Raw genomic sequence first — 25,240 nt, 5'->3', positions numbered from 1 at the left:
GCAGGAAATCGGGAAAGCGACGAGGATCAGTCCTCGTCGGCGAGTTCGGCCAGGCGCTTTTCCAGGCGGCGGATGCGCTCGGCCATCGCGTCGAGATGGCGCAGGTGGGCGAAGTTGCGCCGCCACTCCTCATAGGGCTGCAGCGGGATGCCAGCGCCATAGACGCCTGGCCTGGTGATGGGCTTCATCACGCCGGAACCGGCCATGATGGTCACGTCGTCGCAGATCTCCACGTGCCCGGCAATGCCGACCTGCCCGCCCAGGCGGCAGCGGCGCCCGATGCGGGTGCTGCCGCCCACGCCGACGCAGCCGGCCATGGCCGTGTGCGCCCCGACGTGGCAGTTGTGCCCGATCTGGATTTGGTTGTCGAGGATCACGCCCTCCTCGATCACCGTATCTTCGAGCGCGCCGCGGTCGATCGAGGTGTTCGCCCCGATCTCCACGTCATCGCCGATCACCACGCGGCCCAGTTGCGGGATCTTCACCCAGCGCTCTTCCCCACCGTCCCAGGCGAAGCCGAAGCCGTCGGCGCCGATCACCGCCCCGGAATGGATGCGCACACGCGCGCCGATCACACATCCGGGGTAAATCGTGACGTTGGCGGCGATGCGGCATTCCGGTCCGAGGCTGCTACCGGCGCCGATCACGCTGCCCGCGCCGATCACCGTGCCTGCTCCGACCCGCGCCCCGGCTTCCACCACCGCGTTGGGCCCGATGGCGCAGCTCGGATCGACCTCACCCAGCACCACCGCGCTGGGATGCACCCCTGGGCACACCTCGGGTTCGGGGTGCAGCCACTGCGCTGCCTTGGCATAGAGCAGGTAAGGATCGGGCGCCAGCACCAAGGCAAGGTGGGGCGGCGCGCGATCGGCGAATTTCGGCGCGAGGATCACGGCGCTCGCGCGGCACTGCGGCAGGCGCGCGAGATACTTCGGCTGTGCCACGAAGGTGAGATCGCCCGGCTGCGCCGATTCGAGCGAGGCGACGCGGCGCAGCACGAGCGCGGGATCGCCGCGCACCTCGACGCCGAAGCGCTCGGCGAGCGCCCCTAGCGTACGCTCAGCCATCACTGCCCCGCCGACTCGAGCGCTTTGATGACCTGGTCGGTAATGTCGATGCGCGGGCTAGCGTAGACCGCGTCCTGCAACACGAGGTCGTATTTGCCGTCTTCCGCGACTTTCTTGATCGCCTTGTTGGCCTGGTCGAGCACGCGCGCGAGCTCCTCGTTGCGCCGCTGGTTGAGATCCTCACGGAATTCACGCTGCTTGCGCTGGAAGTCGCGACTCATCTCGGCAAACGCCCGTTCCTTGCGGCTGCGTTCGCTCTCGTTCATCGACGAGCCCTTGCGCTCCAATTCCTGCTGCAGCGCCTGCAGCTCGTCGGCCATGCGCTTCAACTCCCGGTCGCGCGGCTCGAACTCCTTCTCCAGGCGTTTTTGCGCCGCCACCGCCGGCGGAGCCTCGCGCATCAGGCGCTCCGAATTGACGAACCCGATCTTGGCCTCCGCCCAGGCCATCGCGCTCGTCAGGCCCAGCGACAACGCCACCAACACCGCCACGGATTTTCTCTTCACGCTGACCTCTCTCGTCGTCATTGCACAACCCACCTTCCGGCATCCTCACGCCGACGCCGGAAAAACCGGGACATAGGCTCAGAACATGGTCCCAAACTGGAATTGGAAGTTCTGCGTATCGTCTTTGTAATTCGAACCTCCGACGTCCTTGCGCAGCGGCACCGCGAAGCTGAATTTCAGCGGCCCCAGCGGCGAAGACCAGGAGAAACCGACCCCCGTACTCACGCGCATGTCGTTGAGCTGGATGGGATCGTCCTGATCCCACACATAGCCCGAATCGACGAAGACCGACATGCGGAAGGTCTTGTCCATCCCCATGCCTGGCAAGGGGAAATAGTACTCGGCGTTGAGCACGATCTTGCGCGTGCCGCCGTAGGCGTCGTCGTTCTCGTCCTTGCGCCCGAGGCTACCGGCCTCGAACCCTCGCACGGAACCGATGCCGCCCACGTAGTAGTTGCGGAAGAAGGGGACGTCTTTGTCGCCGTAGGACTCGATCCAGCCGATGTCGCCGTTCAACATGAGCGCCTGGCGCTCGGTGATCGGGATCCACCATTGATGCTGGTAGGAGAGCTTGACGATCTCGATGTCGCCCGGCGGCAGGTCCACTTCGGCCGAGACGCGCTGATAGCGCCCTTTCATCGGGTAGATGCGCGAATCGCGGGTGTCGCGCGCCCAGCCGGCCGTAAATGCCAGCGACGAGACACCATCGCAGTCATAGTCACTGCCCGGACCGCAGAACTCGATGTAGCGCAGCGGGCTATCCCAATAGACGTCGATCTTGGTGAGATCGTAGGCCAGACCGAACTGGATGTTGTCGTCCTCGCCGATCGGCCAGCCCATGCGCAACCCACCGCCCATCGAACGAGTCTTATAGCGGGATATGTTGTAGCTTTCCGAGGGATCGAAGGTGCGGTAGTAAAGGTCGTAGCCGAGCGAGACGCCATCGATCGTATAGTACGGATCGGTGAAGGAGAGCGAGGCGGTGCGTTTCGACTGGCTGGTGTCGAGCTGCAGGCCCAGCGACTTGCCGCTGCCGAAGATGTTGTCCTGCGTGACCGATCCCGAGAGCACGACGCTATCCGAACTCGAGAAACCCGCCCCGACCATCAGGTTGCCCGTGGGCTTTTCCTTGACGGTGAAATTGACGTCGACCTGGTCGGTGGTGCCGGGCACTGGCTGAGTCTCTACTTGCACGTCGTCGAAGTAGCCCAGACGGTCGATGCGCTGCTTGGACTTGTTGATCTTCTCGGCGTCGTACCACTCGCCCTCCATCTGCCGCATCTCGCGGCGGACCACTTCGTCGCGGGTGCGCACGTTGCCGCCCACGTTGATGCGATGCACGTAGGTACGCCGGCCCGGATCGACGAAGATGGTGAAAGCCACCTGGCGCTTCTCGCGATCGATCTCGGGGGCGGCATTGACGTTGGCAAAGGCGTAGCCTTCGTTGCCGAGCCGGTCGGTTACCGCCTTCACCGTGGCATTGAGCTTCTCGCGCGAGAAGACGTCGCCGGGCTTGAGCTGGGCGAGCTTGCGGTACTCCTCTTCCGGCAGAATGAGATTGCCGGCAAAGCGCACCGCCGAAACGGTGTAGCGCTCCCCTTCCTTGACCGAGATCGAAATGTAGATGTTCTGCTTGTCCGGTCCGATCGACACCGAAGCCGACTCGATCTCGAAATCGAGGTATCCCTGGTTCATGTAGAATGAGCGCAGCGATTCCAGATCCTGCTGCAGTTTCTCGCGCGAATAGCGGTCGGATTTGGTGTACCAGGTGAGCCAGCCCGGGGTGGTCAACTGGAACTTTTTCAGGAGTTCTTTTTCGGAAAAGGCCTTGTTGCCGACGATCTTGATCTCGGCGATCTTGGCCGGCTCCCCTTCGGTGATGTCGAAACGGATGGCCACCCGGTTGCGCGGCAAGGGCGTGATGGTCGTTTGGATATCCACCGCATAATAGCCGCGCGAGAGGTATTGGCGCTTGAGCTCCTGCTCCGCTTGCCGCAGCAGCGAGCGGTCGAAGATGCGCGATTCGGCCAAACCAACGCCGCGCAGCGCCTGCTTGATGGAGTCGACGTCGAATTCTTTCATGCCGACGAACTGGAGCTCGCCGATGGCGGGCCGCTCATCGACGAGGACCACCAGCACGTCGCCGTCGGCCTCGATGCGCACGTCGCTGAAAAATCCCGTCTCGAAGAGCTTGCGCACCGCCTCGTCGGCCTGCTCCTGGGTGATGCGCTCGCCCACCTTCACCGGCAGATAGCTGAAGATGGTCCCGGCCTCGACGCGCTGGATCCCTTCGACGCGGATGTCCTTGACCACGAACGGCTCGAACGCCTGGACCGACCCCACGAGCAAAGCTCCGATCAGGGCCACCGTCGCCGCCAGTTTTTTCTTCATCCGCTCACACTCGACCAAATCCGGGACACATCGTTGAACAGCGCAATCGCCATCAACGTCATCAACAGCGCCAAGCCAATCTGCTGGCCGATCTCCATCGCCCGCTCGGAGAGCGGCCGGCCGCGCACGGCTTCGAGCGAATAATACAGCAAATGCCCGCCATCCAGAATCGGCACCGGCAGCAGGTTCAACACCCCCAGGCTGATGCTCACCAAGGCGACGAAGCGCAGATAGTGCTCCAGACCCATTTTCGCCGTCTGACCGGCATAGTCGGCGATGGTGAGCGGCCCGGAGAGGTTCTTGAGCGAGGCCTCGCCGATGAGCATGCGCCCGAAGAGGCGCAAGCTCATCGCGCTCACTTCCCACGTCTGCCGCAACGCCAGATTCAGCGCCTGCAGCGGCGGATAGCGCACGGATACGAGGAATTCCTCGTCGGGAACGGGGCGTACCGCCACGCCGATGCGTCCGATCGTTCCCCCTTGGCCATCGTCGGCGGACTCGGCGAACACCTCCCGTTCGAGCGTCCGGCCCTCCTGCTCCAGGGTGAAACGCAAGGTCTTGCCGGGATTCGCACGCACGATCTCGACCAGATCCCGCCAATCGGCGATCGGCTTGCCCTCGATGGCGCGCACCCGCATCCCGGGCACGATGCCGGCGCGCTCGGCCGGGCTGCCCGGAGCGACGCTGCCCACCACCGGCTCCAGGGGCGGACGCCAGGGCTTGAGCCCCAGCTGTACCATGACGTCGTCGCTGCCGTGATCGACGACGACCCCGGCGAGCGGCAAAGAGATCGTCAGGCGCTCGCCGGCGCGCTCCACCTCCAGCGTCGCCGCATCGCGGCGCAGGGCCGCGGCGAGCACTTCCCAACGCAGCTGCGGCAGGCTCAGCACCTCGCGCCCGTCGACGGCCATCACCCGGTCGCCCGGCTGCAACCCTGCCTGCGCCGCGATGCTCTCGGGCGGCGGATCGATTCGCGCCACCGGCTCGCGCACTCCCACCGTATAGAGCGCCGCATAGAGAACGATCGCCAACAAGAGGTTGGCCAGGGGGCCGGCGACCACGATCAGCATGCGCTTGCCCACCGGCTGACGGTTGAACGCACGGGCGAGATCCTCGGGCGCCACCGGGCCTTCCCGCTCATCGACCATTTTCACATAGCCGCCCAAGGGGACGGCGGCGAGCACCCATTCCGTGCCATCGCGCCCGAAACGGCGCGACCACAGCGCTGGCCCGAAACCAATGGAAAAACGCAGCACTTTCACGCCACAGGCCCGGGCGACGAGGTAGTGCCCCAGCTCGTGGAAGAAGATGAGGCCACCCAGGGCGATCACGAAAGGAATGAGGTAGGAGAAGACGTTCATGCGCCCTCCCCCGCGAGCAAGGATTCGGCCCGGTCTCGCGCCAGGCGGTCGAATTCCAGCACCGCCTCGATCGTGTCGAGCTCGCGCTTCGGCAGCTGCGCGAGCGTGGCTTCGATCAGGGCCGGAATGCGGTCGAACCGCAAGCGCCCCTGCAGGAACGCAGCCACCGCCACCTCGTTGGCCGCATTGAGCGCGGCAGGGGCCGAGCCGCCTTCGCGCAGCGCCTCGTAGGCGAGCCGCAGGCAAGGAAAACGCTCCAGGTCGGGCGGTTCGAATTCGAGCCGGCCCACGCGCACCAGATCGAGTGGCCTCACCCCCGCCTCGAGCCGCTGGGGAAAGCCCAAGGCATGGGCGATCGGCGTGCGCATGTCGGGCGTGCCCAGCTGCGCGAGCAGCGAACCGTCGCGGTATTCCACCAGCGAATGCACCACGCTCTGGGGATGGATCAGCACGTCGATGCGCGAGGGTGGCAGGCCGAAAAGCCAGTACGCCTCGATCACCTCCAGCCCCTTGTTCATCATCGTGGCCGAGTCGACCGAGATCTTGCGCCCCATCGACCAGTTGGGATGGGCACACGCCTCTTGCGGCGTAATGGCAGGAAACGTCTCCTGCGGCCGCTCGCGAAACGGCCCCCCCGAAGCGGTGAGGAGGATCCGCCGCACGCCGAAATCGTCCGGCCGGCTGCGGTCGTAGTCCGGCGGCAGCGCCTGGAAGATGGCGTTGTGTTCGGAATCGAGCGGCAGCAGCCGCGCCCCGTGACGCGCCACCGCCTCCATGAAGAGTCCGCCGGCGAGCACCAGGGCCTCCTTGTTGGCGAGCAGGATCTTCTTGCCCGCACACGCGGCGGCCCAGGCAGGGGGCAGCCCCGCCGCGCCAACGATGGCGGCGATCACCGTATCCACTTCGGGATGGCGGGCGACTTCGGCGAGCGCAGTCGCTCCTTGACGCACTTCGGTCGGAATGCCCTCACGGCGCAGTGCCGCGCGCAAGGCGTCCGCAGCGTCCGCCTCGCCCAGCACCGCCCAGCGGGGTTCAAACCGCCGGCACGCTTCGAGCAACTCTTTCCAGCGGCGCTGCGCCGTGAGGGCTACGACTTCGAAGCGCTGCGGGTGGCGCGAGACCACGTCCAACGCGCTCGCGCCGATCGAACCGCTCGCGCCGAGGATCGCCAAGCGTTCCCGCTTCATTGCCGCTCCAGCCACCACAGGGCGAGAAAAGGCATCGTCGCCGTCAGACTGTCGATGCGATCGAGCACCCCGCCATGCCCGGGCAAGACATCGCCGGAATCCTTCACGCCGGCGACACGTTTCATCCAGGATTCGAAGAGATCCCCTTCGATCGCCACCGCCGTCAAGGCCAACAGTACAACGAAGAAATGCCCAAAGGGCGTGCCCGCGGGAGCAAGGCCGAGCAAATACAAAAGTGTGGCATACCCCCCCACGGCGACGAATGCGCCCAACGCACCTTCGATCGTCTTGCCCGGGCTGATCGTCGGGGCAAGCTTGTGCCGTCCCCAACGACGCCCGACGTAGTAGGCGGCGGCATCGGCCACCCACACGAGCGCCATCATCGCCAGCAGGTGCAAGGCAGAGAACTCCCGTAGCGCCACGACCGCCAGAGCAGCGGGCCACAGCACCAGAGCACCCACCGCAGCCCACAACGAACGGCTGCGGCAGCGCCAACCCGCGAGCAGCGTCCAGGGCGCGAGGCTCAGCCAGAAAGCAGCCCCGGCGATCATTACTGCCTCGAGCACCGGCAGCACGGGTTCACCCAGGCTCACGCCGCTTACCCGCCACAAGAAGGCATACCCGACCACGTAACCCAGAGCCCCGCCCCAGGCGGGCACCTCGGCCCAACCGATGAGCCGGCACCACTCACGGCCGGCGAGGAACACGACGAACGCGACGGCCACCGCCCACAAAGTGGCCGGCGCAAAAAAAAGCAAGAGGAGCAAACCGGCGATCAAGGCCGCCGCAGTGAGGAGCCGGCGCGAGGCATTCCCGAGAGGGGCGATCATGGAGAGGCGGCGAGCTGCTCGCTCGTGCGGCCGAAGCGCCGTTCGCGGCACTGGTAGGAGCGAACCGCCTCGTCGAGTGCCTCCTCGCGGAAATCCGGCCAGAGCATGTCGGTGAAATAGAGTTCGGTGTAGGCGAGCTGCCAGAGCAGGAAATTGCTCAAGCGCTGCTCGCCGCCAGTGCGGATGAAGAGATCTGGTTCGGGTGCCCAACCCAGGGCGAGCTCCGCCTGCAGCTCGGCCTCGGTGTAACCGCCGGCGCGCTCGGGATGTTTGCTGGTGAGCCGGTTCATCGCCTGCACGATGTCCCAGCGACCGCCGTAATTGGCGGCGATGTTGAGGCAGATCTTGGTGTTGGCCGCGGTCTTCGCCTCGGCCCTGGCGATGAGCGCCTGCAATTCCGCATCGAAGCGGCTGCGATCGCCGATGACGGTGAGCCGCACGCCGTTGCGGTGCATGCGCGCGACCTCGCGCTGGAGCATCATGCGAAAGAGCCCCATGAGAAAGCCCACCTCTTCCGCCGGACGGCGCCAGTTCTCCGAGCTGAAGGCAAAGAGGGTGAGATGCTCGACCCCCAGCTCGGCGCAATGGCGCACGACGCGGCGCACCGCCTCCACGCCCTGACGGTGCCCCTCCATGCGGGGCAGTCCGCGCTGCTTCGCCCAGCGACCGTTGCCATCCATGATGATGGCGATGTGCCGCGGGATCGGGCGCACTTCGGGGATGCCCATCGTCGATGTCAGGGGAAGTTCGGCCACGGTGCCTCGCGCAGCCCCGCCGGACGCTGCGGCGGGGGAATGGGATCAGATCTGCAGCAGTTCCTGCTCTTTCTTCTCGATAAGCTTGTCGATCTCGCCGATGTAGCGGTCGGTGAGTTTCTGGACGTCTTCCTCGGCCCGGCGCGCCTCGTCCTCACTGATCGTTTTCTTCTTCAGGGCTTCCTTGATCTCATGGTTTACGTCGCGGCGCACGTTGCGCACCGCCACGCGCGCCTGCTCCCCTTCGTGCCGGACCACCTTGCCCAGCTCCCGGCGGCGCTCCTCGGTGAGCGGCGGCATGGGCACGCGCAGGATCTCGCCCATATTGGAAGGGTTGAGCCCCAGATCGCTCTCGCGGATCGCTTTTTCGATCTTGGAGAGCATGTTCTTTTCCCAAGGCTGCACGCCGATGGTGCGCGAATCGATCAGGGTGACGTTGGCCACCTGCGACACCGGAACCATGGAACCGTAATATTCGACCATGACGTGGTCGAGCAGGCCCGTGTGGGCGCGGCCGGTACGAACCTTGGCGAGATCGACCTTGAGCACCTCGACGGCCTTGGCCATGCGCTGCTCGGCGTCCTTCTTGAGTTCAGCGACGTTCATCTCGACTCCTTACGAATGCACGAGCGTGCCTTCGTCCTCGCCCATGACGACGCGGCGCAAGGCCCCCGGCTTGAAGATCGAAAACACGTTGATGGGCAGCTTGATGTCGCGGCACAAGGCGAAGGCGGTGGCATCCATCACCGCGAGATTGCGCCCGATCGCCTCATCGAAGCTGATGCGGTGATAGCGCTTGGCGGTGGGGTCTTTCTGCGGATCGGCGGTATAGACCCCGTCGACCTTGGTCGCCTTCAACACGATCTGCGCCCCGATCTCGGCGCCGCGCAGCGCGGCCGCCGTGTCGGTGGTGAAGAAAGGATTCCCCGTACCGGCAGCGAAGATGACGATGCGGCCTTCTTCCAGATGCCGGATGGCGCGGGCGCGGATGTAGGGTTCGACCACCTGCTCGATGCGCAGCGCCGAGAGCACGCGCGACTCGACCTCATGCCGCCGGAAGGCGTCCGACAGCGCCATGGCATTCATCACCGTGGCGAGCATGCCGATGTAGTCGGCGGTCGCCCGGTCCATGCCACTCGCCGCCCCTTGGATGCCGCGAAAGATGTTGCCCCCGCCGATCACGATCCCGATCTGCACGCCGAGCCCGGAGACTTCGGCGATTTCACCGACGATGCGTTCGACGACCTTCTCGTTGATGCCGTAGGGGTCGTCGCCCATCAGGGCCTCGCCCGACAGCTTCAAGAGGATGCGGCGATAGGCAGGGGTGGACATGGGCTCGCCTCGTCTTCAGGACTTGGCCGCGGCCGCTGCCTGCGCCGCCACTTCGGCTGCGAAGTCGGTCTGTTTCTTCTCGATGCCTTCGCCGACGACGAAGAGTGCGAAAGAGGCGACCCTGGCGTTGCGCTGCTTCAGGAGCGCCTCGACGCTGAGCTTGTCGTCCTTGACGAAGCCTTGCCCCAGCAGGGTGACCTCCTTGAGGTATTTCTGCGCCGCGCCTTCGGCGATCTTGTCGAGGATCGCCTCGGGCTTGCCCGATTCGATCGCTTTCTGCCGCGCGATGCGCCGCTCGGTCTCGATGAGCTCGGCGGGCACCTGATCGGCCGAAAGGGCCTTCGGCTTGCACGCGGCGATGTGCATGGCCAGATCCTTGCCCAGCGCCTCGTCGCCGCCGACGAGATCGACGAGCACTCCGATCTTGGCGCCGCCGTGCACGTAGGAGTACACCTTGCCCTGGGCCTCGATGCGGACGAAACGGCGAATGGTGATGTTCTCGCCGATTTTGCCCACGAGTTCGGTGCGCACCTGTTCGACCGGCTTGCCGTCGAGCTCGAACTGGGAGAGCGCGGCCACGTCGGCCGGATTGCGCTCGGCTACCAGCTGCGCCAGGCGGTTGGCGAAGGCGATGAATTCGTCGTTCTTCGCTACGAAGTCGGTCTCGCAATTGACCTCGACCATGGCCGCGAGCTTGGCATCGGGCGACACCCAGATGGCGACGATGCCTTCGGCGGCCACGCGGCTGGCGGCCTTGCTCGCCTTGTTGCCGAGCTTGACGCGCAGGATCTCCTCGGCGCGCGCCATGTCGCCGCCGGCCTCCGCGAGCGCTTTCTTGCACTCCATCATCGGCGCATCGGTGCGCTCGCGCAGCTCCTTGACCATGCTTGCGGTAATTTCAGCCATCATCCGTCCTCACGAAAGATTGTCGGGCGGACGCGCCCGAAGCGCGCCCGCCGCATGCACACTGCTTCTGCCTTACTCGGCCGCCGGCGCTTCGCCTTCCTCGGAGGCCGTCTCACCTTCGGCGCCTTCGACTTCCACGAACTCGTCGGAAGCCGCAGCGACCACTTCCTGCAGCGCCATGGCCTTGCCTTCGAGCACCGCGTCGGCGATCGCCCGGGCGTACAGGCGCACGGCGCGGGCCGAATCGTCGTTGCCCGGGATCACGTAATCGATGCCCTCAGGCGCATGGTTGGTGTCGACCACCGCCACGACCGGAATGCCCAGCTTGTTCGCTTCGGACACGGCGATCTTGTGGTGCCCCACGTCGATGACGAAGAGCGCGTCGGGCAGACGATCCATCTCCTTGATTCCGCCCAGGCTGCGCTCGAGCTTGTCGAGCTCGCGCTGCAGACCCAGTGCCTCGCGCTTGGGCAACTGCTGCACCGAGCCGTCGGCGAACGCCGCTTCGAGCTCCTTCAAGCGCGCGATGGACTGGCGCACCGTCTTGAAGTTGGTGAGCATGCCACCGAGCCAGCGTTCATTGACGAAAGGCATGCCGCAGCGCTGGGCTTCCTCGGCGATGATGTCACGCGCCTGGCGCTTGGTGGCGACGAAAAGGATCGTGCCGCCCTTGGCCGAGAGCCGGCGCACGAATTCGACCGCTTCGCGCAGCTTCGCCAGCGTCTTCTCGAGGTTGATGATGTGGATCTTGTTGCGCTCGCCGTAGATGTAGGGGGCCATCTTGGGATGCCAGAAACGGGTCTGGTGCCCGAAATGGACGCCAGCCTCGAGCATTTGACGCATCGTGACGTTCATGAAGACTCCAATGGATAAGGGTTGAACCTCCGCCCGCGACCCACCGTGCGCGAACACGGACCCTCGTCGCTTGCGGGCGTGTGGAATGGCCTGCCGCGTACGGCAGGCCCGGCATTATAACGAAGGCAAGAGCGTCCGTCAAAAAAGGCGGGACGGCGCAATCCCCGGCTCGGGCGTCAAGCGACGTCCGGCTCGGGCTGATCGAGTCCGAAAGCCTTGTGCAGCGCGCGCACGGCGAGCTCGAGGTACTTCTCGTCGATCAGCACCGAAATCTTGATCTCGGAGGTGGAGATCATCTGGATGTTGATCCCCTCTTCGGCAAGCGTGCGGAACATCTTGGCCGCCACGCCGGGGTGCGAACGCATCCCGACGCCCACCAGCGAGACCTTGCACACCGACTTGTCGCCGATCACCTGACGCGCCCCGAGATCGTTCTTCACCCGCTCGAGGATCTCCATCACTTTCTTGAGGTCGTTCTTCGCCACGGTGAAGCTGAAGTCGGTGGTGCCGTCATGGCCGACGTTTTGCACGATCATGTCGACGTCGATGTTCGCATCGGCCACCGGCCCCAGGATCTGGTAGGCGACTCCCGGCTTGTCGGGCACGCCGAGCAACGTCACCTTGGCCTCGTCGCGCTGAAAGGCGATGCCGGAAATGATGGGCTGTTCCATGTTCTTTTCTTCCTCGACCGTGATCAACGTCCCTTCTCCCTCTTCTTCGAAACTGGAAAGCACCCGCAGCTTGACCTTGTACTTGCCGGCGAATTCCACCGAGCGGATCTGCAGCACCTTGGAGCCGAGGCTGGCCATCTCGAGCATTTCTTCGAAGGTGATCTGCGACAAGCGCCGCGCCTCGGGCACGATGCGCGGGTCGGTCGTGTAGACGCCGTCGACGTCGGTGTAGATCTGGCACTCGTCGGCCTGCAACGCCGCCGCCAGTGCCACGGCGGTGGTATCGGAGCCGCCGCGCCCGAGCGTGGTGATGTTGCCTTCGCCATCCACCCCTTGAAAGCCGGCCACGACCACGACCTTGCCTGCGGCCAGATCGGCGAGCATGCGCTCCGGCTCGATCTCCAGGATACGCGCCTTGGTGAAGGCGCTGTCGGTATGGATGGGCACTTGCCAGCCGGTATAGCTCCTGGCCGGGATGCCGAGCGACTGCAGGGCGATCGCGGTGAGTCCGATCGTCACCTGCTCGCCAGTGGCGAGCACGACGTCCACCTCGCGCGGATCGGGTGCGTCGGACAACGCCTGGGTGAGTGCCACGAGCCGGTTGGTCTCACCGCTCATGGCCGAGACCACCACCACCACCTGGTGCCCCTGCTGGCGGTATTTCGCCACGCGGCGCGCGACGTTCTGAATCCGCTCCGGCGAGCCCACGGAGGTACCGCCGTATTTCTGCACGATGAGCGCCATCTTCCCCTCGGAAACGATCTGAAACTTCGAATTTTATCAACGATCGCGTGTTCACGCCACGCGGCGAACTCCTCGCACTTCCGCCGCGGCACTTTCGAGACGATGATAAAGAGCGATACAAAAAATTCGTATTCGCTATCGAAAAATGGTTGTCTTACAATTTGCCTCGTTATATGATTATGCCTCGCTCAGGCACGACATGAGCGAGGCATGATCTCCTATCCACGAGTAATGGAGCCAATCTCGATGAAAAACCTTACCGGCGGCGACATCCGCGAACTGCGCAAGAAACTGGGCCTCAACCAGTCCCAGTTCTGGTCCAAACTCGGCGTCACCCAGAGCGGGGGCTCCCGCTACGAGAGCGGGCGCAACATCCCTCGCCCCGTGCAGGCGCTGCTGCGCCTCGTCCACGTCGAGCAGATCGACGTGAACAAGATCAAGCGGGAAGACTGGGAAGTCGCGCAATATCTCAAGGCAACCGATGCCGAGCGCTTCAAGGAACTCAAGAAAGAAGCGCGCGCCTGGCTGAAAAACCAGGGAAAGACGTCCGCCCCCGTCGAAGAAGGGGAAACGGTGGAAGACTGAGCCTCCTGGCTCGGCCGCGATCGACGGGATCACGGCGACCGCCGCGACCTTGCACCCTGCAGGCCGCGGCGGTTTTTTCCGCTAGAATCCTCCCATGCAGATCACCCGACGCTTCGAATTCGACGCCGGGCACCGCATTCCCAACCATGAAAGCCGGTGTCGCCACCTGCACGGCCATCGCTATGCACTCGAGGTGACGCTCATCGGTGAGCCGGTCCCAGAGGCCGGACGCAGCGACGAGGGAATGGTGCTCGACTTCTCCGCCCTCAAGGCCCTCGTCCACGAAACCGTGGTCGATCCTTGGGATCACGCCTTCCTCGTGCATCGCGACGACGCCTTGGTGCGCTCGCTCCTCGAGCGCATCCCGGACCATCGAACGGTCGTGCTCGACGCCGTTCCCACCGCCGAAAACCTCGCGCGCATCGCCTATGAGCTCCTGTCCGAGCGCTTGCACCTCGCCCATGGCGATCGGCTGCGACTGCGCCGGGTGCGCCTCTACGAGACGCCCAACTGTTGGGCGGATTACCCCGACGACTGAGCGCCTCTTGGCAAAACCCCGGCCGCTGGGGATAATCGCGGCGTCCCCGGCCGGAGAAAGGCGATGGAACGACTCGAACACCCGCTACCGGATGCGGCCGCCTGGATCCGGTTCTTCGCCGAGCGCGCCGACAAGGTCCCCATCCTCAGGCATACCAAGCGCCGCCTCGAGGAACTGCGCCCGGCGGCGGAAACGCTCAATGCCCACGTCCTCTCGCAGGTGGTGCTGCAGGATCCACTCCTCACGCTGCGGCTGATGGTGACGCTGCAAAAGCGCCGCCCGCCCGACCTGCGCACGCGCGAGCTCACCACCATCGACCGCATCCTCCTCATGCTGGGCATTCGCGCCTTTTATGCCGAATGCGACCGCATGGCGCTGGTGGAAGAAGAACTCGCCGATCTGCCCGACGAGCTCACCATGCTGCTGCGGCTCATCGCCCGGCTGCGGCGCGCGGCGCGTTTCGCCCGTGAATGGGCGCTGCTGCGCCGCGACATCGAAGTCTCGGAAGTGGTGGTCGCGGCGCTGTTGCACGACATCACCGAAGTCCTGATGTGGCTCTACGCGCCCCGGCTCATGTCGCTGCTCATCCGCCTGCGCCGCACCTACCCTGCCATTCCGCTCGAGCAGCTGCAGCGCAAGGTGTTCAACGCCACCGAAGTCGAGATCCGCAACGGCCTCATCGACGCGCTGGAACTACCCGAGATCCTGAAAAAGCTGCTCGACGACCACCTCCTGGAGAATCCGCGCACGCGCACGGTATGGCTCGCCACGCGGCTTGCGCGCCACCTCGCCCACGGCTGGAACGATCCGCGCATCCCGGCCGACCTCGACGCCATCCAGGAACTGGTGCACGTCAATCGCGAGATCCTGCTCAAGCAGCTCGGCGCGCCGGAAGAGGCGATGGCGCGCTTGCTCGGCCCCGCAGGCGAGACGACGCCGCCCACCCAAACGAGCGGCGAAGCGGCGGCCGCCGTTTCGGCGGATGCGTCCAAGCCCTCCGGGCCGGACGCCCCCTCCGGCGGCGAATGAGCGCTCACCCCTCGCCGGCGGCGAGCACCTCCAACTCCGACCAGCGTTCCAGGAGCGCCTCGATCTCTTCCTGCAGCGCCGCGAGCCGCGACTTCAGGCCGGCCACTTCCTGCGCCCGCTCGCTGTAGAGCCGCGGATCGGCGAGCGCCTCGGTGAGCGCCGCCTGCTCGGCCTCCAGGGCCTCGATGCGCTGCGGCAGCGCCTCCAGTTCCTGGCGTTCGCGGTACGACAACCGCCGCGGTCGGGAAGACCGAGGTTCCTCCGGCGCGGCAACCTTGGCTTTGACAGGGGCCTTGGTCGGACCCGGAGCCGCGGATACCGATGCGACCTCTCCCTTCAGCCGCAGCCAGTCGCTGTAGCCGCCGACGCACTCTTCCCAGCGCCCGTCACCGGTCGAGGCGATCACCTGCGTGACCACGTTGTCGAGGAAGCGCCGGTCATGGCTCACCAGCAGCAAAGTCCCCGAATAAGAGAGCAGGCGCTCTTCGAGGAGCTCCAGCGTGTCGAGGTCGAGGTCGTTGGTGGGCTCGTCGAGCACCAGCACATTGGCCGGCTGAGCGAAGAGGCGCGCGAGCAGCAGCCGGTTGCGCTCCCCGCCCGAGAGCGTCTTCACTGGCGAGCGTGCCCGCTGCGGCGAGAAGAGGAAGTCCTCGAGGTAGCCGACGACGTGGCGCCGCTGCCCAGCGATCTCCACCGTATCCGAACCGGGACTGACGACGTCGATCAGCCGCGCCTCGGGGTCGAGCTGGGCGCGCATCTGATCGAAATAGGCGACGTTGCGGCGCGTGCCGTGGCGCACCAGACCCGCATCGGGTTCGATCTCGCCCAGAATGAGTTTGAGCAAGGTCGTCTTGCCGGCCCCGTTGGGGCCGATGAAGCCGATGCGATCCCCGCGCAGGATGGTGGTGGAGAAGTCGCGCACCACCGTCCTCTCCCCCCAGGACTTCGTCACGCCCACGAGCTCGGCCACCAGCCGACCGCTCTGCTCGCCCGCCTCGAGCTGCAGGCGCACCCGCCCGAGCCGCTCGCGGCGCGCCTCGCGTTCCTCGCGCAAGCGCTCCAGCCGGCGCACCCGGCCCTCGTTGCGCGTACGCCGCGCCTCCACCCCTTTGCGGATCCACGCCTCTTCCTGGGCGTGGAACTTGTCGAAGCGCGCCTGCGCCTGCGCCTCGGCCGCGAGCTGCTCGGCCTTGCGCCGTTCGTACTCGGCGAACGACCCGGGAAAGCTCGCCAGCCGCCCCCGGTCGAGCTCGACGATGCGGGTGGCGACCCGATCGACCAGAGCCCGGTCGTGCGTCACCAGCACGACGCTGCCACGAAAGGTGAGCAGCATCTGCTCCAGCCGCTCGATCGCGGCGATGTCGAGGTGGTTGGTCGGCTCGTCGAGGAGCAGCACTTCCGGCTCGGCCACCAGGGCGCGGGCGAGCGCCACGCGTTTCACCCCGCCGCCCGAGAGCGATGCGATGCGCGCCTCGGCCTCCAACCCCAGCGCCGCGAGCGCGGCGTCGATGCGGTGCTGCCACTGCCAGCCGCCTTCCCGCTCCAGCGCCTGCTGGACGGCGTCGAGTTCGGCAAGGAGCGCCGGCTCGGGAGTGGCCGTCACGTGGCGCGACAGCGCCTGAAACCGCCGCAAGAGGCCTGCCGCCTCGCCCAGCCCCTCGGTGAGCACCTCGGCCACCGTGGCCTGCGGCGGGAAGTCCGCTTCCTGCGGCACGTAGGCCAGACGCAGGCCCGGCTGGCGCCACAGGAGCCCGTCGTCGAGCGGCTGCTCGCCGGCGAGCACGCGCAGCAGGCTGGATTTGCCCGCACCGTTGCGCCCGATCAGCACCACCCGCTCACCCTCGTCGAGCTGAAAGGACGCGGCGTCGAGCAGAGGAACGTGACCAAACGCAAGATGGGCGTCGTCGAGGCGGAGCACAGGCATGACAAAAACCTTGAAAGGGAGTCCCCCCGCCAGGAATCGAACCTGGATCTAGCGCTTAGGAGGCGCTCGTTCTATCCATTGAACTACGGGGAGAGAGGGGTGATTCAGCGCGACGGCACTTCCGCATAGAGGTCGTGCACGTCGCAGTCGGTGACGAGGACTTCGGCGAATTCGCCCGGCTGCAAGTCCTCGCCGTTGGGAATGATGACGAGACCGTCGATTTCGGGCGCGTCGGCGCTCGAACGCGCGAGCGCCCCCTCTTCGTCGACCTCTTCCACCAGGACCGTGATCCGGCGCCCGATCCAGCGCTCCAGCCGCTGCGTGGAGATGTCCTCCTGCCACTGCAGCAGGCGCACGCGCCGTTCCTCGCGCACCTCCTCGGGCACGGCACCGGGAAGCGCATTGGCCGCCGCGCCCTCGACGGGGGAATAGGCGAAGGCGCCGACCCGGTCGAGCTGCGCCTCTTCGAGGAACTGCAACAGCAAGTCGAAATCCTCCTCGGTCTCACCAGGGAAGCCGGTGATGAAGGTCGAGCGGATCGTCAAGTCGGGGCAGATCTCGCGCCAGCGCCGGATGCGCTCGAGCACCCGTTCGGTGGCCGCCGGCCGCTGCATCGCCTTGAGGATGCGGGGGCTGGCGTGCTGGAACGGGACGTCGAGATAGGGCAGGATCTTGCCCTCGGCCATGAGCGGGATGAGCTCGTCCACGCTCGGATAGGGATAGACGTAGTGTAGCCGGATCCATACGCCGAGCTCACCCAGCAGACGGGCGAGCTCGGTGAGACGCTGGCGTACCGGCCGACCGTCGACGAAGCCCGTGCGGTACTTGAGGTCCACCCCGTAGGCGGCGGTGTCCTGCGACACGACCAGGATCTCCTTGACGCCGGATTCGACCAGCGCCTCGGCCTCGGCCATGATCTCGTGGATGGGGCGGCTGACGAGATCGCCGCGCAGCGACGGGATGATGCAGAAGGTACAGCGGTGGTTGCAGCCCTCGGAGATCTTCAGGTAGGCGTAGTGCGGCGGCGTGAGCCGCAGTCCCTGCGGGGGGACGAGGTCGGTGAAGGGGTCGTGCGGCTTGGGCAGATGGCGGTGCACCAGATCGAGCACCTCGGCCTCCGCATGCGGACCGGTGATCGCCAGCACCTGGGGGAATTCTTCGAGGATGCGCTGCGGCCGGGCGCCCAGGCAGCCAGTGACGATGACCTTGCCATTCTCCGCCAGCGCCTCGCCGATCGCCTGCAGCGATTCTTCCACCGCCGCGTCGATGAAGCCGCAGGTATTGACGATGACCAGATCCGCCCCTTCGTAGTCGGGGCTGAGCGCATAGCCCTCGGCCCGCAGGCGTGTAAGGATGCGTTCGGAGTCGACGGTGGCCTTGGGGCAGCCCAGGCTTACCATGCCCACGCGGGGCGCAGCAAACTCAAGTTTCATCAGGCTTGGTCGGTGAGGTCGTGCCGCCTTGGGCGGATTCGTCCGCCTGCGGCCGCAGGCCGGAGAACATGGCGCCGAAGAGCCCGCGCGTCTGGCTCTCCGCCTGCTTCTGCATCTGGGTGAGCAGCTGGCGCGATTGCTCGAGATAGGCGTTCATCATCGATTGTAGCGCCGGAGCCTGCAGCGAAAGAAACTGCGCCATCCAGTCGGTGCCGAGCGGCGCCTTGTCCCCGTAGAGCGAGCGCAGCTGCTCCTGGAACTTGTTCTGCATCTCGACGAAGGCGGCGATGCTGTTTTCCAGATAGCGCCCCATCAGGTTTTGCGACGCCTGGCCATAGAAACGGATGATCTGCGCGAGCAGCTCGGAAGAAAAGAGCGGCTGGCCGCAGGCTTCCTCTTCGAGGATGATCTGCAGCAGCACGCTGCGCGTGAGATCTTCCCCCGTCTTCGCGTCGACGATACGGAAAGGCTCGTGTGCGAGCACGAGATTCTTCACGTCGCCGATCGTGATGTAGGCGCTGCTGACGGTATCGTACAAACGGCGATTGGGGTACTTCTTGATCAGGCGGATCTGCTGCGCATCGGTCATTGCCGATCTTTCCCACAAGGAGGTCGCGACGAAACATTATACCGTAGCAAAAGGCAGAGGTTCCCCGCGGCCGAAAAATGCAGGGTCCGCAGGGTGACACCGACAAGGCATCGCCTCTGCAGACCCGGTGACCGTAGCCCCTCTTCCAAGGAGGGAGGTGCCGATCCTCAATACATGTGCTGGCCGCCGTTGATGGCGATGTTGGCCCCGGTCATGTAAGCAGCCTCATCGGAGGCGATGTAGGCCACCAGTCCGGCGATCTCTTCGGGCTTGCCCAGACGTCCCATGGGGATCTGCGGCAGGATCTTGGAGTCCAGGATCTCCTGCGGAATGGCAAGCACCATCTTGGTGCCGATGTAGCCCGGCGAGACGGTATTGACCGTGACGCCGTAGCGCGCCACTTCGAGCGCCAGCGATTTGGTGAAGCCGTGCATCCCGGCCTTGGCCGCGGCATAGTTGGTCTGGCCGAAGGCGCCTTTCTGGCCGTTGACCGAAGAGATGTTGATGATGCGGCCCCACTTGCGCTCGACCATGCCGTCGATGACCTGCTTGGTCATGTTGAAGACGCTGTCGAGGTTGGTGCGCAGCACCGCGTCCCAGTCGGCCTTGGTCATCTTGCGCAGGGTCATGTCGCGGGTGATGCCGGCGTTGTTGACGAGCACGTCCACCGGGCCGACCTCCTGCACGATCTTCTCCACGCAGGCCTTGCAGGAATCGAAATCGGCCACGTCGGCCGGATAGGCGGCAAAGTCGAACCCCTTGGCTTTCATCTCGGCGAGCCACTGCGGGGCCTTGGTGTTGCCGAGCGAGTGGGTGGTCACGACGCGATAGCCCATCTGGGCGAGCTTGATGCAGATCGCCTCGCCGAGTCCTCCCATGCCTCCGGTCACCAATGCGATGCGTGTCGTCATTTCCCTTCTCCTCTTCGATGGTTGAATGGCGCCGCTGGCGGCGCCGGCTTACACAACGGGTTCGCGCACGAGCGGCAGCGCGGGTTCTTTCACGTAGCGGCCGGGGGCCGGTTCGATCGGACGGTAGCGATCGTTGCCCAGGGCGGTGCGTGCCGGCACGAGCTTGCCTTTGTGCGTTTCCAGCCAGCGGGCCCAATCCCACCACCAGCTGCCGGGCTGCTCCTGCGCCCCGGCCAGCCACGCTTCCGGCTCTTCGGGCAGGGAATCGTTGGTCCAATAGCTGCGGCGGTTCTTGCGCGCCGGGTTGATGGCCCCGGCGATGTGACCGCTCGCCCCCAGCACGAAACGGCGCGGACCGCCGAGCAGCCGCTGCGACAAGTAGGCTCCACGCCAGGGCACGATGTGGTCTTCGCGCGCCGCCATCACGTAGGCGGGCATGTCGAGGCGGGTGAGGCTCACCGGCTCGCCGAGCATCGTCAGCTTGTTGGGCACGCGCAGGTTGTTTTCGAGATACATGTTGCGCAGATAGTAGGTGACGAACGGCCCGGGCAGGTTGGTGCTGTCGCTGTTCCAGAAAAGCAGGTCGAAGGGCTTGGGGGCCTCGCCCTTGAGGTAGTTGTTCACCACGTAGTTCCAGACGAGGTCGTTGGCACGCAGCGCCGAGAAGGTGTTGGCGAGTTCCGAGCCCAGCATCAATCCGCCCTTGCCGATCGCCGCCTCGCGTGCGGTGACGCTCGCCTCGTCCACGAGGCAGCCGAGATCGCCGCTCTCGGCATAATCGAGCAGGGTCGTCATCAGCGTGAGGCTGCGCACCGGAGTCTCACCCCGGGCGCGCGCCACCGCGAGCGCACAGGAAAGCATCGTGCCGCCGACGCAGAACCCCAGCACGTTGGGGTCGGTCACGCCGGTGAGCTCGCGCACGATCTCCAACGCCCGCAGCGGCCCCAGTTCCAGGTAATCGTCCCAGCCATAGCGCGCCTCGGTGATGCCCGGATTCTTCCACGAGATCATGAACACCGTGTGACCCTGCTCCAGAGCGAAGCGCACGAGGGAATTTTCCGGCTGGAGGTCGAGGATGTAGAACTTGTTGATGTTGGGCGGAACGATGAGGAGCGGCCGCTCGCCCACCTTCTCCGTGAGCGGCGCGTACTGGATGAGCTGCATGAGGGGGTTTTCGGCGATCACCGCGCCGGGAGTGACCGCAAGGTTGCGTCCGACTTCGAAGGCGGACTCGTCGGTCATCGAGATGTGACCTTTGTGCAGGTCTTCGAGCAGGTTGGCGATGCCGCGCCGGATGCTCTCGCCCTGGGTTTCGAGCGCCTGACGGATGAATTCCGGATTGGTGGCGGCGAAGTTCGACGGAGCGAGCGCATCGACGATCTGGCGCACGAGGAAACGCGCCCGCGCCTTGGTCTTGCCGTCGGGGAAGTCGCTCTCTTCCACCCAGCGGGTGAGCATCTGCGCGTTGATCCAGTAGGCCTGGCGGAGGTAGTCGAAGATGGGACTTTCCTGCCACGCAGGCGAGGAGAAGCGCTTGTCGCCGCGCACCTGCGGCACCACCGGCTCGGCGGGCTCGCCCGGCCGACGATGCAGCAGCTGGTCCCACAGCTGGGCGTGCTGCGCCAGCCACTGCTGCTGCCACTGGCGCAGCTTGTCCGGATCACCGGCCATGAGCTGCCAGTACTGCTGCCATGCCTGCAAGGGATGCCCCGGAGGAAGCGAAACGCCGGGCGGATTGGGGAAAGACGTCATATTTTCTCCTTGGTCGAATTCATTGTGGCACGAAAGGTGCATGGCGACAATCATGCGCTGCAGCATGCGTCATGTACCCCGAGGCGCGCCAGAGGCACAAAGCGAAGCGGCCGGTACACCTCCCTTCACGGCGGTAGGAATAGAACGCCTTGTCATGAAATGTACATATACCGCCCAGACTGACTGCGGCCGCTCCCGCGGCGAGCAGCTTCGCCCGCGCAATGCCGACGAGGTCGGCGAGCCAATGCGCACCGTCGCGGCCGGGTACGAAAAACCGGGCAAGCGACGGGGTCTGGTCGAGAAAAACTCCGCGCACTTCCTCCCCCACCTCGTAGTGCGCCTGCCCGATTCCCGGGCCAATCCAGGCAACGAAGCCCTGGGGCGGAAAATGCGCCGCCACCGCTTCCAGCACCCCGCCGGCGAGCCCGCGCCAGCCGGCGTGCGCTACCGCCACTCGGGCACCGTCGCAGGCGGCAAAAGCCACGGGCAGGCAGTCGGCAGTGAGCACGGCAAGCGGCAAGTTCGGCCGGGTCGTCACCGCCGCATCGGCCTGCGGCGGCGTTCCCTCCCAGGGCTCGCGATCGGCATCGAAGACGCGCGCGCCGTGCACCTGCTCGAGCCACAACGGCATGGCGGGAAGGAGCCGCGCGAGGCGCAGGCGGTTCTCCACCACCGCCGCGGGGTCGTCGCCCACGTGCGTGGCGAGGTTGAAGGAGGCATACGGCTCACGGCTCACCCCGCCCTCGCGGTCGGTGAGCCGCAGCACCACGTTGCGCGGCGCTTCCGGCCAATGGATCCGGCGAATCATCGCTTTTCTCCCCGCAGGGTCTCGAGCAGCCGGGTCATGTCCTCGGGCAGGGGCGATTCCCAACGGCATGGCTCGCCGCTTGCGGGATGCACGAGGGCAAGCCGCCGGGCGTGCAGCGCCTGCCGGGAAAAACGCGCCGCCACCGCCCGCGGGGCGTAGAGAGGGTCTCCCAGCAAAGGGAAACCGAGGTGGGCCAGATGCACGCGGATCTGGTGCGTGCGCCCGGTTTCCAAGCGGCACTCGACGAGCGTGGCCTCGGCGAAGGCTTCCAGCGGGCGATAGTGCGTTACCGCGGGTTTGCCCTGCGGTACGACCGCCATGCGCGTGCGCACCCGGGGATGCCGTCCGATGGGCGCTTCCACCGTTCCGGCCCGCTCCAGATGCCCCGCCACCACCGCCCAGTATTCACGGCGCACCGTGCGCGCCTGCAGCTGACGCACCAGCGCCGTCTGCGCTTCCAGGGTGCGCGCCACCACCATGAGGCCGCTCGTGTCCTTGTCGAGCCGGTGGACGATGCCGGCCCGCGGCAGCGCCGCCAGGCCGGCATCGAGCGCGAGCAGCCCGTTGAGCAAGGTCCCCTCCAAGTTTCCCGCGCCGGGATGAACCACCAGGCCGGCCGGCTTGTCAATGACGAAAATCGATTCATCGGCATAGAGGAGAGACAATGACATCGCCTGTGCCCGCGGGACTTCCCCCAATGCGAATGGCGGCGGCGCGAGCACCAGCCGCTCTCCGCCCAGCAGCCGGCGCCGCACCGAGCCGGCGGGCAGCCCGTCTACGCGCAGGAAGCCTTGCTCGATCCACTGCTGCAGGCGTGAGCGGGAATGCTCCGGCCACAGCGCCGCGGCGACGCGGTCGAGCCGCTCGCCCGCGAGCGCGACCGGCACGAGGCGTGCCTCTTCTTCGGCCGTGATCGCCTCTTCGTCGTCGCCATCCCATTCCGCCTTATAATCGGTCACCGAGTCACTCATGCCCAGATCGTCATCCGCCATGATCCTGCGTTCGCTCACCGCGCTCTTCCTCGCCCTTTCGCTCACGCTCGCCGGCTGCAGCCTCATCCCCGAAAAAGAGGACGAGACCCGCGGCTGGAACGCGCAAAAACTCTATTCCGAAGCCAAGGATGCCCTGAACGAAGGAAATTATCAACGGGCCGTCGAACTCTACGAAAAGCTCGAAGCGCGCTATCCCTTCGGGCGCTACGCCCAGCAGGCGCAGATCGAAACGGCCTATGCCCACTACAAGGCGGGCGAGCCTGAAGAGGCGATCGCCGCCGCCGATCGCTTCATCCGGCTGCACCCCAACCACCCCAACGTCGATTACATGTACTACCTCAAGGGCTTGGCGACCTTCAACGAAGACCTCGGCCTGCTCGGGACGATCTCCAACCAGGATCTCTCCGAGCGCGACCCCAAGGGCATGCGCGAATCCTACGAGACGTTCCGCGAGCTCATCGAGCGTTTCCCCGACAGCAAGTACGCCGACGACGCGCGCCAGCGCATGGTCTATCTCACCAACGCCATGGCCCGCTACGAAGTCCATGTGGCCGACTACTACCTGCGCCGCGGAGCGTATCTGGCCGCCGCCAACCGGGCAAAAGCCGTGCTCGAGCAATTCCCCGATTCCCCGGCGCAAGAAGACGCGCTGTGGATCCTCATGCAGGCTTACGACAAGCTCGGCCTGCAGGATCTGCGCGCCGACGCCGAGCGCGTGCTGCGCCACAACTTCCCCCAGTCGGCCTACTTCAAGGGCGGAAAGAAAGGCCCGGACAAACCCTGGTGGCAACTGTGGTGAGCGCGCGGCGCAGCGGTTTTCTCCGAAGTCGCGGCGGGTCCTGATCCCTCGGCGCTTTGCGCTACAATCTGCGGTTACACGGCGCAAACGCCGAGCCCATCCACCCGAGGAGAACCCCATGTCGATGTCCGACCGCGACGGCTTCATCTGGTACGACGGCAAGCTCGTGCCCTGGCGTGAAGCCACCACCCACGTGCTCACCCATTCGCTGCACTATGGCCTGGCCGTGTTCGAAGGCTTGCGCGCCTACGCCACCGAGCGTGGCACGGCGATCTTCCGCCTGCGCGAGCACACCCAAAGGCTCCTCAATTCGGCCAAGATCTACATGATGCCGATTCCCTGGCCGCTCGAGGAGCTCATGGAAGCGCAGAAAGAGGTGGTGCGCGCGAACAACCTCGAATCCTGCTACATCCGCCCCATCGCCTTCTACGGCTCGGAGAAGATGGGCGTCTCGCCCAAGGGCGCCAAAGTGCACGTGGCCATCGCCGCCTGGCCCTGGGGCGCGTATCTGGGCGAAGACGGCCTGGAGCGCGGCATCCGCATCAAGACCGCTTCCTTCCAGCGCCAGCACGTCAACGTGACCATGCCGCGCGCCAAGCTCTCCAGTACCTACGCCAACTCCATCCTCGCCAACATGGAAGCCACCAGTCAGGGCTACGACGAAGCGCTGCTGCTCGACACCCAGGGGTTCGTGGCCGAAGGCGCCGGGGAAAACCTCTTCGTGGTCAAGGATGGGGTGTTGTATGAGCCCGAAATCGCCGCGGCGCTCACGGGCATCACTCGCGACACGGTGATCCGCATCGCCGAGGAACTCGGCATCCCCTTCGTGTCGCGCCGGCTCACGCGCGACGATATCTACATCGCCGACGAAGCCTTCTTCAGCGGCACCGCCGCCGAGATCACGCCGATCCGCGAGCTCGACGACCGCGTCATCGGCGAGGGCAAGCGCGGCCCCGTCACCGCTCGCATCCAGCAGCGTTTCTTCGACATCGTCGCCGGCCGCGCGCCCGAGTACGACCACTGGCTCGCCTACCTGTAAGGAGCGCATCCATGAGTGTCCCCAATCCGCTCGAGACCGTGCGCAAGGAACACGAGATCGCTGTGCGCGCCGAAGATCTGCCGCTGCACTGCCCCCTTCCCGGCGAACCGGTCAATCTGCTGCATCCGCGCGTCTTCCTCGACCCCACGGCCGAAGGCGAAGCCGTCTGCCCCTATTGCAGCCGGCGCTTCCGCTTCGAAGGCCCCCTGCCCAAACACCACCACTGACCCCCGTGC

At 65.8% G+C, this 25,240-nt stretch carries 25 protein-coding genes and 1 tRNA gene; 6 read left to right on the top strand and 20 right to left on the bottom strand.

Features of this window, described 5'->3' with window-relative positions; genetic code table 11:
• Window positions 1–26: 26 nt before the first annotated feature.
• From lpxD to EPD82_RS04725, 12 genes are all read right to left on the bottom strand, one after another.
• Window positions 27–1,067 carry a UDP-3-O-(3-hydroxymyristoyl)glucosamine N-acyltransferase gene (lpxD, locus tag EPD82_RS04780; RefSeq protein ID WP_141055827.1) on the bottom strand — a complete coding sequence of 347 codons (1,041 nt, stop codon included), beginning with the start codon at window positions 1,065–1,067 and terminating at the stop codon, window positions 27–29.
• Window positions 1,067–1,594, bottom strand: a complete 528-nt coding sequence (locus EPD82_RS04775) for an OmpH/Skp family outer membrane protein (protein ID WP_408646107.1) — start codon at window positions 1,592–1,594, stop codon at window positions 1,067–1,069. Before EPD82_RS04775 ends, lpxD begins: the two co-directional genes overlap by 1 nt.
• Before the next feature lie 57 nt (window positions 1,595–1,651).
• Window positions 1,652–3,964, bottom strand: a complete 2,313-nt coding sequence (gene bamA, locus EPD82_RS04770; protein WP_141055824.1) for an outer membrane protein assembly factor BamA — start codon at window positions 3,962–3,964, stop codon at window positions 1,652–1,654.
• Window positions 3,961–5,325: an RIP metalloprotease RseP gene (gene rseP, locus EPD82_RS04765; protein ID WP_055423712.1), complete on the bottom strand. Its 1,365-nt coding sequence runs from the start codon at window positions 5,323–5,325 to the stop codon at window positions 3,961–3,963. The genes bamA and rseP overlap by 4 nt, the downstream gene beginning before the upstream one ends.
• Window positions 5,322–6,512, bottom strand: a complete 1,191-nt coding sequence (ispC, locus tag EPD82_RS04760) for a 1-deoxy-D-xylulose-5-phosphate reductoisomerase (RefSeq protein WP_055423711.1) — start codon at window positions 6,510–6,512, stop codon at window positions 5,322–5,324. Before ispC ends, rseP begins: the two co-directional genes overlap by 4 nt.
• Window positions 6,509–7,342 carry a phosphatidate cytidylyltransferase gene (locus EPD82_RS04755; RefSeq protein ID WP_141055822.1) on the bottom strand — a complete coding sequence of 278 codons (834 nt, stop codon included), beginning with the start codon at window positions 7,340–7,342 and terminating at the stop codon, window positions 6,509–6,511. Before EPD82_RS04755 ends, ispC begins: the two co-directional genes overlap by 4 nt.
• Window positions 7,339–8,070, bottom strand: a complete 732-nt coding sequence (gene uppS / locus EPD82_RS04750; protein ID WP_055423709.1) for a polyprenyl diphosphate synthase — start codon at window positions 8,068–8,070, stop codon at window positions 7,339–7,341. The genes EPD82_RS04755 and uppS overlap by 4 nt, the downstream gene beginning before the upstream one ends.
• A 72-nt stretch (window positions 8,071–8,142) precedes the next feature.
• Window positions 8,143–8,703, bottom strand: coding sequence for a ribosome recycling factor (frr, locus tag EPD82_RS04745; protein ID WP_055423708.1), 561 nt, complete (start codon window positions 8,701–8,703; stop codon window positions 8,143–8,145).
• A gap of 9 nt (window positions 8,704–8,712) precedes the next feature.
• Complete coding sequence (gene pyrH, locus EPD82_RS04740) at window positions 8,713–9,429, bottom strand: UMP kinase (protein WP_055423707.1); 717 nt, start codon at window positions 9,427–9,429, stop codon at window positions 8,713–8,715.
• 15 nt (window positions 9,430–9,444) lie between these two features.
• Entirely contained in the window at window positions 9,445–10,335 is an 891-nt protein-coding gene (tsf, locus tag EPD82_RS04735) for a translation elongation factor Ts (RefSeq protein ID WP_141055907.1), read from the bottom strand.
• Between the two features lie 72 nt (window positions 10,336–10,407).
• On the bottom strand, window positions 10,408–11,190 hold the full coding sequence (rpsB, locus tag EPD82_RS04730; protein ID WP_055423706.1) for a 30S ribosomal protein S2: 783 nt from the start codon (window positions 11,188–11,190) through the stop codon (window positions 10,408–10,410).
• A 176-nt stretch (window positions 11,191–11,366) separates the two neighbouring features.
• A complete protein-coding gene (locus tag EPD82_RS04725) occupies window positions 11,367–12,605 on the bottom strand; it encodes an aspartate kinase (RefSeq protein WP_055423705.1) in 1,239 nt (412 codons plus the stop codon).
• Window positions 12,606–12,851: 246 nt separating this feature from the next.
• Here EPD82_RS04725 and EPD82_RS04720 point away from each other — a divergent pair, with 246 nt between their 5' ends.
• The 3 genes from EPD82_RS04720 to EPD82_RS04710 all read left to right on the top strand — a co-directional run bounded on the left by EPD82_RS04720 (window position 12,852) and on the right by EPD82_RS04710 (window position 14,757).
• Window positions 12,852–13,190, top strand: coding sequence for a helix-turn-helix domain-containing protein (locus tag EPD82_RS04720; protein WP_055423704.1), 339 nt, complete (start codon window positions 12,852–12,854; stop codon window positions 13,188–13,190).
• A gap of 94 nt (window positions 13,191–13,284) precedes the next feature.
• Window positions 13,285–13,728, top strand: coding sequence for a 6-carboxytetrahydropterin synthase QueD (queD, locus tag EPD82_RS04715; protein ID WP_055423703.1), 444 nt, complete (start codon window positions 13,285–13,287; stop codon window positions 13,726–13,728).
• 63 nt (window positions 13,729–13,791) lie between these two features.
• Entirely contained in the window at window positions 13,792–14,757 is a 966-nt protein-coding gene (locus tag EPD82_RS04710) for an HDOD domain-containing protein (protein ID WP_141055818.1), read from the top strand.
• Window positions 14,758–14,761: 4 nt separating this feature from the next.
• Here EPD82_RS04710 and EPD82_RS04705 read toward each other — a convergent pair whose 3' ends face one another.
• The 8 genes from EPD82_RS04705 to EPD82_RS04670 form a co-directional block, all read right to left on the bottom strand.
• Window positions 14,762–16,681, bottom strand: coding sequence for an ATP-binding cassette domain-containing protein (locus tag EPD82_RS04705; protein WP_141055815.1), 1,920 nt, complete (start codon window positions 16,679–16,681; stop codon window positions 14,762–14,764).
• 21 nt (window positions 16,682–16,702) lie between these two features.
• A tRNA-Arg gene (locus tag EPD82_RS04700) sits at window positions 16,703–16,774 on the bottom strand.
• 11 nt (window positions 16,775–16,785) lie between these two features.
• Window positions 16,786–18,114 carry a 30S ribosomal protein S12 methylthiotransferase RimO gene (gene rimO, locus EPD82_RS04695; protein WP_141055812.1) on the bottom strand — a complete coding sequence of 443 codons (1,329 nt, stop codon included), beginning with the start codon at window positions 18,112–18,114 and terminating at the stop codon, window positions 16,786–16,788.
• A complete protein-coding gene (phaR, locus tag EPD82_RS04690; protein ID WP_141055809.1) occupies window positions 18,104–18,703 on the bottom strand; it encodes a polyhydroxyalkanoate synthesis repressor PhaR in 600 nt (199 codons plus the stop codon). The genes rimO and phaR overlap by 11 nt, the downstream gene beginning before the upstream one ends.
• Window positions 18,704–18,870: 167 nt before the next feature.
• Entirely contained in the window at window positions 18,871–19,614 is a 744-nt protein-coding gene (phbB, locus tag EPD82_RS04685) for an acetoacetyl-CoA reductase (protein WP_141055806.1), read from the bottom strand.
• Between the two features lie 48 nt (window positions 19,615–19,662).
• Window positions 19,663–21,366 carry a PHA/PHB synthase family protein gene (locus EPD82_RS04680; RefSeq protein WP_206202189.1) on the bottom strand — a complete coding sequence of 568 codons (1,704 nt, stop codon included), beginning with the start codon at window positions 21,364–21,366 and terminating at the stop codon, window positions 19,663–19,665.
• 19 nt (window positions 21,367–21,385) lie between these two features.
• Window positions 21,386–22,174 (bottom strand): peptidoglycan editing factor PgeF, encoded by a 789-nt coding sequence (gene pgeF, locus EPD82_RS04675; RefSeq protein WP_141055800.1) that lies wholly within the window; start codon window positions 22,172–22,174, stop codon window positions 21,386–21,388.
• Window positions 22,171–23,145: an RluA family pseudouridine synthase gene (locus EPD82_RS04670; protein WP_141055904.1), complete on the bottom strand. Its 975-nt coding sequence runs from the start codon at window positions 23,143–23,145 to the stop codon at window positions 22,171–22,173. The genes pgeF and EPD82_RS04670 overlap by 4 nt, the downstream gene beginning before the upstream one ends.
• A 19-nt stretch (window positions 23,146–23,164) precedes the next feature.
• Here EPD82_RS04670 and EPD82_RS04665 point away from each other — a divergent pair, with 19 nt between their 5' ends.
• From EPD82_RS04665 to EPD82_RS04655, 3 genes are all read left to right on the top strand, one after another.
• Window positions 23,165–23,965: an outer membrane protein assembly factor BamD gene (locus EPD82_RS04665; RefSeq protein ID WP_141055798.1), complete on the top strand. Its 801-nt coding sequence runs from the start codon at window positions 23,165–23,167 to the stop codon at window positions 23,963–23,965.
• Between the two features lie 118 nt (window positions 23,966–24,083).
• Complete coding sequence (locus EPD82_RS04660; RefSeq protein ID WP_055423693.1) at window positions 24,084–25,004, top strand: branched-chain amino acid transaminase; 921 nt, start codon at window positions 24,084–24,086, stop codon at window positions 25,002–25,004.
• 11 nt (window positions 25,005–25,015) lie between these two features.
• Window positions 25,016–25,231 carry a zinc-finger domain-containing protein gene (locus tag EPD82_RS04655; RefSeq protein WP_055423692.1) on the top strand — a complete coding sequence of 72 codons (216 nt, stop codon included), beginning with the start codon at window positions 25,016–25,018 and terminating at the stop codon, window positions 25,229–25,231.
• Window positions 25,232–25,240 lie beyond the last annotated feature (9 nt).

The organism is Tepidiphilus succinatimandens (genome assembly GCF_006503695.1).
Classification (GTDB): domain Bacteria; phylum Pseudomonadota; class Gammaproteobacteria; order Burkholderiales; family Rhodocyclaceae; genus Tepidiphilus; species Tepidiphilus succinatimandens.
Note: the sequence above shows the minus strand (reverse complement) of the source record. Positions and strands in the feature narration are given on the sequence as shown.